This window comes from Yinghuangia sp. YIM S09857, from assembly GCF_051388915.1.
Classification (GTDB): domain Bacteria; phylum Actinomycetota; class Actinomycetes; order Streptomycetales; family Streptomycetaceae; genus Yinghuangia.
Map to the genome: position 1 here is coordinate 275611 of NZ_JBPKBH010000002.1, position 8582 is coordinate 284192.

The following is an 8582-nucleotide window of genomic DNA, read 5'->3' on the forward strand; positions in this document are numbered from 1 at the left end:
CCGCCGGGCTCGCGGGGGCGTCGTCCCGCCACACCAGTTCGATGCGGCCGACCGGTGCGGGGGTGAGCGCGACCGCCCGCAGCCCGGATGGGTGGGCCGCGGCGAAGGCGCCGGGCAGCACGCCGACACCGAGCCCTTGCGCGGCCAACTCCGCCACCACGTGCGGATCGCCCGCCTCGAAGGCCACGCGTGGCGTGAACCCGGCGTCCGCGCACGCCTGTTCGAGCGCCGCGCGGATCCCGCTGCCTCGCGAGAGGCAGACCAGCGCGACGTCGCGCAGCGCCCGCAGCGGCATCGTGCGCCGCTTGGCGAGCGCGTGGTCCGGCGGTACGGCCGCGGCCATCTCCTGTTCCGTGATGACCTCGCCGCCGAGCCCCGGCGGCCGTTCCCCGGCGACGCCGACGACGGCAAGGTCGAGCCGCCCGGCGCGGACGGCCGCGAGGAGCAGGTCGGAGCGGTCCTCCGCGAGGGTGATCTCGACGCCGGGGTGGCTGCGGTGGAACGCCGCGAGCATGGCCGGGAGTTCGGACAGCGGCCGGGAGGGGATCGTGCCGAGCGCGACGCGCCCGCGGACGAGGCCGGCCAGTTCGTCCGCGACCAGGCGCACCGCGGCGGCGTTCTCCAGCGCGGCGCGCGCGTACGGCAGGACCGCCTCCCCCGCCCGGGTCGGCCGCACGGTGCGCCCCGACCGGTCCAGCAGCTCGTGCCCCAGCTCGCGTTCGAGTTGCCGGATCTGCGCGCTGACGCCGGGCTGGGCGACGTGCAGGCGGGCCGCGGCCTTGGTGAAACCCGCCTCGTCGACGACGGCGACCAGGTATTCGAGCTGACGGAGTTCCATAACCAATGATTCTAGTTCGCATAAGAACCATGTCTTGGACTTATGGACCGGGTCGGCCGAACATGGAGGTGTGAGGGCACGGAGCAGCCCCACGGAGAGCAAGGAAGCAGAAGGCCCACAAGCACGTCCGGCCAGCAAGGAATGAGGACCGACATGACTGCCACACGTGAGAAGGCCGGCCACCCCGAGGACATTGCCCGCCTGGTGGTCGAACGCCTGAACGCCGGGGACGCCGACGGGCTCGCGGAGCTGTACGAGGCGGACGCGGTCCTGGCGTACCCCGTCGGCAACGAGATCGCCGGCCGCGACGCGATCCGCGCGGCCTGGCGGCAGCTGATCGCGGCGAACGTGAAGTTCGAGGTCGAGGAGCCGCTGCCGACCGTCGTCGCGGGCGACCTGGCCCTGACGTCGACCAAGCCGAAGGACGGGACCGGCGGCCGGGTGCAGGTGGCCCGCCGCCAGACGGACGGCACGTGGCTACGCGTGCTGGACCGCCCGGAGAGCTGAGCGCGGCTAGGCGGCCGCCGGTGCCTCGTAGCCCAGCAGCCCCGGCAGGTCGCGCATGTCCTCGAAGAGCACGGTCCCGGGCCCGGCCAGGCGCTCGGCCGGGGTGAGGCCGCCGGTGTAGCCGTACGCTCGCATTCCGGCGGCCCGCGCGGCCTGCACGCCGTACATGCTGTCCTCGACCACGACGCACGACGCCGGGTCGACGCCCATGCGCGCGGCGGCGAGCAGGAAGACGTCGGGGGCGGGCTTGCCGAGCGGCACTTCGGTCGAGCTGAAGATGCGCCCCTCGAAGCGCGGGTACAGGCCGGTGGTGCCGAGGGTGTGGCGCATCTTGCCGTGGTCGCCGCCGGAGGCGATGCAGGTCGCCACGCGCGGCAGGATCGCGTCGAGGGCGTCGGCGATGCCGTCGACCAGCGGGAGCCCGGCGTCGACCTCCTCGCGGTGGCGGCGGTGGAACACCTCGTGCCAGTGCGCTCCGGAGCCGGTGCCGAGGCGTTCCTCGACTATCGCACCGATGGCGGCGGCGGAGCGGCCGATGAACAGGTCGACGATCTCGTCGTCGCCGAGGCTCCAGCCCATCCCGCCCAGGACTTCCCGCTGGATGCGCAGGGCGATCCGCTCGGAGTCGACCAGCACACCGTCACAGTCGAAAATGACCAGTTCAATAGCATCGATCACGCCCCCAGCCTAGGGGGCGTGATCGACTGCTCTTCGCCCGCGGGCGCCCGGAGGGGCCGCGGCCGCGGCGGCTACATGCTCGACTTGAGGATCGCGAAGACGCCGCCCTGGGGGTCCTCGATCACGGCCATGCGTCCGGCCGACATGTCGAACGCCGGCATGAGCAGGTTGCTGCGCGCGTGGACCGCGGCCGCGACGACGCTGTCGGTGTCGTCGACCGCGAAGTACGTGAGCCAGTGCGCGGGCATCTCGGCGGGCGCGTCGTCGGGGATGGCCTGGGCGCCGGCGACCACGCGCCCCTGGGCGAGCATGCCGCGGTAGGACGGCATCTCGGGCATGGCCTCGAAGGTGACGCCGAAGACCGCCTCGTAAAAGGGCAGGGCCTTGTCGAGGTCGCGGGTGTTCAGCTCGTTCCAGACCAGCGCGCCGGGCTCGTTGACCCGCTGCGCGCCGAAGAACCCGATGCGCTGCCAGGCGCCGACCACGGCACCGGTCGGGTCCGCGCACAGCAGCATGTGGCCGTGCTCGCCGACCTGCATCGGCGGCATCAGCAGCGTGCCGCCGTTGGCGGTGGCCTCGGCCGCGGTCGCCTCGATGTCGTCGACGCTGAGGTATGTGGTCCACGCGGTGGGCGGCGGGGGCGCGCCGTCCATGGACATCGCCGGGCCGATCCCGCCCACCGGCTTGCCGCGCAGCTCGCAGATCGAGTAGCCGCCGAACTCGGGCGGCCCGATCTCGCCGTTCCAGCCGAACAGGTCCGAGTAGTAGTCGATAGCGGCCTGTTGGTCCGGCGCCACGAGGTCGACCCAGCAGGGGGTGCCTTGCGCGTACGGTTCGCTGATCTCGGCCATGCGGGTCCGCCTCCGGGTGGGGGGTTGGGGTGGTTGCAGACCCACCCAATGTCACCCCGCCGCGGCCGCCTCGCCACTTGGCAGCAGGCGGTGTACGGCCGTTCGGGCCCGCTCGGCGGCGAGCGGGTCGCGGAAGAGCTGCACGGCCTGGTTGAGCGCGAGGTAGATGCCGAACAGCTCGAAGACGATCTGGTCCGGGTCGGTGTCGAGCGGGAGTTCCTTGGCCTCGATGGCCGCGAGCACGTCGGCGGTGAGGCTCTTGCGCCATCCGGTGAACAGGCGCAGGACCTTGTCGCGCACCGGGCCCTCGCGCGCGTCGAACTCGATGGACGCGGTGGTGAACAGGCAGCCGCCGGGGAACCACGCGCGCGGTCCCACCAGATAGGCGGTCCAGGCCTCGCACACGGCGACAAGGCGCTCGATGCCGGCGGGCCGGTCCGCGGCGGGCTCCCAGACCAGCCGGACGAACTCCTCGGAGGCGCCGTCCAATGCGGCGATCTGCAAGGCCTCTTTTGTGCCGAAGTGGCCGAGCACCCCGGCCTTGCTCATGCCCAGGTCGGTGGCGAGGCGTCCGATGGTCAGGCCCTCCAGTCCGTCCACCGAGGCGATCGCGGCGCTGCGGGCGATGATGCGTGCGCGCGTGCCACGGGTGTCGGCAACGGATCTGCGGGGGCTCATGGCGGTCATCGTAGCGACATCCTGGACATTTAGCGTCCGATCGATCGGTTGCTATATTTTCCCGGGATCGCCCCCCGTCGCCGTCCTTCGAGGAGACGAGACACTTGTCGGGTTCCCGCATCATCGCTCTTGGCCACTACCAGCCTTCACGGGTGCTGACGAACGACGACCTGGCCGCCATCGTCGAAACCGACGACGCCTGGATCAGGCAGCGTACGGGCATCACGACCCGGCGCATCGCCGCGGAGACCGAGTCGGTCGCCGACATGGCCGCCGAGGCGGCCGACAAGGCGCTGGCGGCGGCCGGGCTCGAACCGGCCGACATCGGGCTGGTGACCGTGGCGACCTGTACCGCGGTCGACCGCTGCCCGTCCACCGCGGCGCTCGTCGCGGCGCGCCTCGGGATCCCGTCGGCGGTGACGTACGACCTCAACAACGCCTGCGCCGGGTTCTGCACCGCCCTGGCCTGCGCCGACCACTCCGTGCGCGCGGGCGCGGCGCGCCACGCGCTGGTGATCGGCTCGGAGAAGATGTCGGACGTCACCGACTGGACCGACCGCACCTCCTGCATCCTGCTGGGCGACGGCGCCGGGGCGGCGGTGATCAGTGCCGCGGACACCGCCGGGATCGGCCCGGTGGCCTGGGGCTCGGACCCGGCGCGTTCCGACGCGGTGCGCATCGGCGGCGACTGGCACCCGCGGTTCGCCCAGGAGGGCCAGGCGGTGTTCCGCTGGGCGACCACCGAACTCCCGGCCGTGGCACGGGAGGCCTGCGAGCGCGCGGGGTTCTCGGTCGGCGACCTGGCGGGCATCGTGACGCACCAGGCCAACCTGCGGATCATCGAGGCGTTCGTCCGGCGGCTCGGGCTGCCGGAGACGGCGATCGTGGCGCGGGACGTGGTCGACTCGGGCAACACGTCGGCGGCGTCGGTGCCGATCGCGCTGTCGAAGCTCGTCGAGCGCCGCGAACTGGCGCCGGGCAGCCCGGTGTTGCTGATGGGCTTCGGCGGCGGGCTCTCGTGGTCCGCCCAGGTGGTGGCCTGCCCCTGAGCGGCAGGTGAAGGCTTTCCGGCGCCTGGTCGGTTCCGCGTGTACGTGCTCGCGGAACGGACCGGGCGCCGTTTGCTTCGGCGCGGGTTCGGGGCGGGGGCGCTGGGACGCCCGCGGGGTCCACGGATGGCTGATGTTGATCGCGTCTTGATCGCCGGGCGCCCTAGGGTGTCCGTATGGTTCGCTTTGACACCGCAGTCGACAAGGCTCGCGAGGACTGGTTGGGCCACCGCCTCGACGAGAACAATATGACCGCCTCCCCCGCGATGGCGCGCTTGCGCGGCGTCCCCGCCGGGGACGATGTCCCGGTCCACGTCTACGCGTTGGACGATGACGCGACGGTGGTCGGCGGTCTGACCGGCAAGGTGTGGGGGATGTGGCTGCACGTCGACCTGCTGTGGGTGCGCGCCGACATGCGCGGGAAAGGGCTCGGCGCGGACCTGCTGACCCGCGCCGAGGAGATCGCCCACACCGAACACAACTGCGGCCATGCCCGGTTGGAGACCTGGGACTTCCAGGCCCCGGAGTTCTACCGGCGGCAGGGTTACACGCTGGTCGGCGAGGTTCCGGACTATCCGCCCGGGGTCACCGAGTACATCTTCGCGAAGGCGCTGCGATAGCGGCGTCCTTCATTGCGGTCGTCGGCGTGGGCATGGCAAGTCCCGTTGTGGCCCCGGCCGCTCGTCTGGGGGACGGGCGTCCGGGTGGCGTCGGCACGGGTGTTCGTGTGGCGTGAGTACCGGCATCCGGGTGGCGTCGGCGGCGGCAACCGGGTGATCCCACAGCGCGCATCCGTGTGAACTTGGCGGCGATTCCAGGCAAGTTGAGCGAGTAGCGCGCGGATGCGTCGTCGAAGCAACGGAATTCGTCCGGTTCGGAGGCAACTCAGCGGCGGTTCCCGGTCGTCTCTCCACGAGGCGTCCATGCCGATCGGCGGCGTGTGCGTCTCCGGAAGGAGAGCCCATATGAATCGTCGTGCCAGACGCCGTTTCGTCGCCGGTGTGGTGGCGGGCGCGCTGCTCGCCGTGGGGGCGGTGGGGACGGGAGGCGCCCAGGCGGCGTCCGGACCCGGTTCCGGGCCGCCCGCGGCGGGCCCGCCCGGGTCGGGGCCGGCGGGCGCCCAGCCCTCGCGCGCGTCCGTCACGCTGATCACCGGCGACGTCGTCACGGTCGACACGTTCGCGGGCGGCACGCAGGCGGTGACGGCGACTCCGGCGCCGGGGCGCGAGGACGTGTCCTTCCTGCGGTCGACGCGGAACGGCTCCGTGACGGTCGTCCCGTCCGACGCTCTGGCGCTGCTCAACCGCGGGGTGTTGGACCCGGCACTGTTCGACGTGACCGGGTTGGTGCGGGACGGCTTCGACGACCGCCGCACACCCGTGCTGCCGCTCATCGTGCGGTACGAGGGCCCGGGGACCGCGGCGGCGCGGTCCTCGGTCGCGGCGAGTTCCGTGCCCGGCCGCGAACTGCCGAGCATCCAGGCCCAGGCGGTCGCGGAACGCAAGGCGGACGCGGGCGCGTTCTGGCGTACCGTCGCCGCGGGCCCGGCCGACGCGGGCACGGCGAAGACGGCGGCGCCCGGCATCGCCCGGATCTGGCTGGACGGCCGGGTCCGCGCGTCGCTCGACCGGAGCGTTCCGCAGATCGGCGCACCGCAGGCGTGGCAGGCGGGCCTCACCGGCGCGGGCGTGCGGACCGCGGTGCTGGACTCGGGGATCGACCCGAACCACCCCGACCTCTCCGACGCGGTGGCGGCGTCCGCGGACTTCACCGGCGACGCGGTGGGCCCGATCGACCGCAACGGGCACGGCACGCACGTCGCGTCGATCATCACCGGCAGCGGGGCGGCCTCGCGGGGCCGGTACGCGGGTGTCGCGCCGGATACGCGGCTCGTGGTGGGCAAGGTCCTCGACGACACCGGCTGGGGCACGTACTCGCAGATCGTGGCGGGCATGGAGTGGGCCGTCGGGCAGCAGGCCCGGGTCGTCAACATGAGCCTGGGATCGGGCGCTTCGGACGGCACCGACCCGATGTCGCAGGCGGTGGACGCGCTCAGCGCCTCGTCCGGTGCGCTGTTCGTGATCGCGGCGGGCAACGACGGCGCCCCCGGTTCGGTGAGCGCCCCGTCGACCGCGAACTCGGCGCTGTCGGTGGGTTCCGTGGACGCCGAGAACCGGCGTGCGCCGTCGTCGTCCCAGGGCCCGCGCGACGGGGACCACGCGGCCAAGCCGGAGATCACCGCGCCGGGCGTCGGCATCGGGGCGGCCAGGGCGGCGGACACGTGGCGCGGCGAGCCGATCGACGACTTCTACACGCGGCTCGGCGGCACCTCGATGGCCACCCCGCACGTCGCGGGAGCGGCGGCGATCCTGGCCCAGCAGCACCCGGACTGGACGGGCGAGCGGATCAAGGAGGCGCTCGTCGGCTCGACCGCGCCGGGGCCGGACATGGGCGTGTTCGAGCAGGGCACGGGACGGGTCGACGTCGCGGCGGCCGTCACACGCACGGTGTCGGCAAGTCCGGCGGCGCTGTCCACGTACCTGCGCTGGCCGAGCACGGAGCCGGTGGAGCGCACGGTGGTGTACCGCAACGACGGGGACGCGCCGCTGGTGCTGGATCTGGCCGTCGTCTCGGACTCCGCGATGCCGCTGCGGCTGGGCGCGACCCGGGTCACGGTGCCGCCGCACGGGACGGCTCCGGTGTCGGTGACGGTGGATCCGGCGGCGGGCGAGGCCGGGACGTACGGCGGCGTGCTGGTCGCGTCGGGGCCGGACGGGCAGGCGCTGGTGCGCACCGCCCTCTCGGTGTTCGACGAGCCGGAGGTCTACGACCTGCGGGTCAAGGCCGTCGACCGCAACGGCGCGGCGCTCGACGGCGGTGCCGTCGTGGTGGTCGACGTGGATTCCGGCGTCGAGTACGACGTGCGCACGCAGGGCGAGTTCGCGGTCGCGCGCGTGCCGAAGGGCCGGTACAGCGTGGACGCGATGGTACTCACACCCGCGACAGACACGCGGCTGCGCAGTTGGACGCTCGTGTCGCTGCCGGACACCGCGGTCGACGCGGACACGACCCTGGTGGCGGACGCGCGGGGCGGGCTGCCGGCGGGCGTTTCGCTCGACCGGCAGGGGACGACGGTGGAGCACCGCCGCCTCGGCTACGCGGAGACGTTCGCGGGCGGCGGCATCTCCGGGATCGAGGCGTCGTTCTACAATCTGCAAACCGAGGCGTTCGCGGTGCCGCAGGCGAACACCGGGGCGCAGTACGCCTATCGGGCGCTGGCCTTCCTGGCGAAGCCGGCGTCGGGCGGGCAGCCCGCGGCGTCGTTCAACCTCGCCCAGGCGCACGAAGGGGCGATTCCGCCGAACCCCACGCTGTCCGTCAGGACGGCCGAACTCGCGGCCGTGGACAGCCGCGTGCACACGATGGGCGACCACGAGCCGGTGACGGCCGTCATGTCCCGGCTCGCGGGATGGGGCGACGGGAGCTTCGGCGGGTGGTTCCACTCCGTACCGCTGCCGGGGACCGCGCGGGCGTACCTGAGCGTGCAGCCCGGGCTGTCCTGGCAATCGGTGTTGCAGACGGACGGGTGGATGGAGTCGGGCGCCGCGCGGACGTACCCGGCCGGGCGCACGAGCACCGAGGACTGGAACGAGGCGCCGCCGAGCCCGTGGGTGGCGTTCGGGCGGTGCGGCGACGACGGCTCGGCCGGGATCAGGGCGTTCAACCCCTCGGGGGCGGGCCGCGTCATGGAAGGGGGCGCGGCCTGGGGACGGGTGACGCTGTCGCGGAACGGGGAGGAAGTCGCGTCGAGTGAGGACGTGTTCTACCCGTACCTGCCGGGGATGGCGCCGGAGAAGGCCACGTATGCGCTGCGCCTGGAGGCCGAGCGGGACGACCCGATGCTGCGGCTCGGCAGTCGGGTGGACGCCACCTGGACCTTCTCGTCGGTGCGGCCGCCGGACGGGGGCTGCGACGCGGGGG

8 protein-coding genes are annotated in these 8582 nt (G+C 73.1%); 4 read left to right on the forward strand and 4 right to left on the reverse strand.

The genetic code is table 11. The annotated features are described in order from the left end of the window. Nucleotides 1-838, reverse strand: an 838-nt coding sequence (locus tag ACRX5S_RS04445) for a LysR family transcriptional regulator (protein WP_436771400.1), incomplete at its 3' end; no start/stop codon positions are given. A 153-nt stretch (nt 839-991) separates the two neighbouring features. Between ACRX5S_RS04445 and ACRX5S_RS04450 the strand changes: the two genes are divergently transcribed. After that, complete coding sequence (locus tag ACRX5S_RS04450) at nt 992-1345, forward strand: YybH family protein (RefSeq protein ID WP_436771401.1); 354 nt, start codon at nt 992-994, stop codon at nt 1343-1345. A 6-nt stretch (nt 1346-1351) separates the two neighbouring features. On the opposite strand, the gene ACRX5S_RS04455 is transcribed toward ACRX5S_RS04450, so the two are convergent. The 3 genes from ACRX5S_RS04455 to ACRX5S_RS04465 form a co-directional block, all read right to left on the reverse strand. Further along, nucleotides 1352-2023, reverse strand: coding sequence for an HAD family hydrolase (locus ACRX5S_RS04455; protein WP_436771402.1), 672 nt, complete (start codon nt 2021-2023; stop codon nt 1352-1354). Nucleotides 2024-2094: 71 nt separating this feature from the next. Continuing rightward, a complete protein-coding gene (locus ACRX5S_RS04460) occupies nt 2095-2874 on the reverse strand; it encodes a VOC family protein (protein WP_436771403.1) in 780 nt (259 codons plus the stop codon). 51 nt (nt 2875-2925) lie between these two features. After that, nucleotides 2926-3552, reverse strand: coding sequence for a TetR/AcrR family transcriptional regulator (locus ACRX5S_RS04465; RefSeq protein WP_436771404.1), 627 nt, complete (start codon nt 3550-3552; stop codon nt 2926-2928). Between the two features lie 104 nt (nt 3553-3656). On the opposite strand from ACRX5S_RS04465, the gene ACRX5S_RS04470 reads away from it, so the two are divergent. From ACRX5S_RS04470 to ACRX5S_RS04480, 3 genes are all read left to right on the forward strand, one after another. Further along, a complete protein-coding gene (locus ACRX5S_RS04470; protein WP_436771405.1) occupies nt 3657-4601 on the forward strand; it encodes a beta-ketoacyl-ACP synthase III in 945 nt (314 codons plus the stop codon). Between the two features lie 176 nt (nt 4602-4777). After that, entirely contained in the window at nt 4778-5221 is a 444-nt protein-coding gene (locus ACRX5S_RS04475; RefSeq protein ID WP_436771406.1) for a GNAT family N-acetyltransferase, read from the forward strand. Between the two features lie 345 nt (nt 5222-5566). Further along, nucleotides 5567-8582: S8 family serine peptidase (locus tag ACRX5S_RS04480; protein WP_436771407.1), on the forward strand; the 3016-nt coding region annotated here is incomplete at its 3' end.

What these genes read in the sequence shown, in the direction of transcription:
- ACRX5S_RS04465 (WP_436771404.1), bottom strand. Translation starts at nt 3,552, where the DNA reads ATGAGCCCCCGCAGATCCGTTGCCGACACCCGTGGCACGCGCGCACGC.
- ACRX5S_RS04450 (WP_436771401.1), top strand. Translation starts at nt 992, where the DNA reads ATGACTGCCACACGTGAGAAGGCCGGCCACCCCGAGGACATTGCCCGC.
- ACRX5S_RS04475 (WP_436771406.1), top strand. Translation starts at nt 4,778, where the DNA reads ATGGTTCGCTTTGACACCGCAGTCGACAAGGCTCGCGAGGACTGGTTG.
- ACRX5S_RS04460 (WP_436771403.1), bottom strand. Translation starts at nt 2,874, where the DNA reads ATGGCCGAGATCAGCGAACCGTACGCGCAAGGCACCCCCTGCTGGGTC.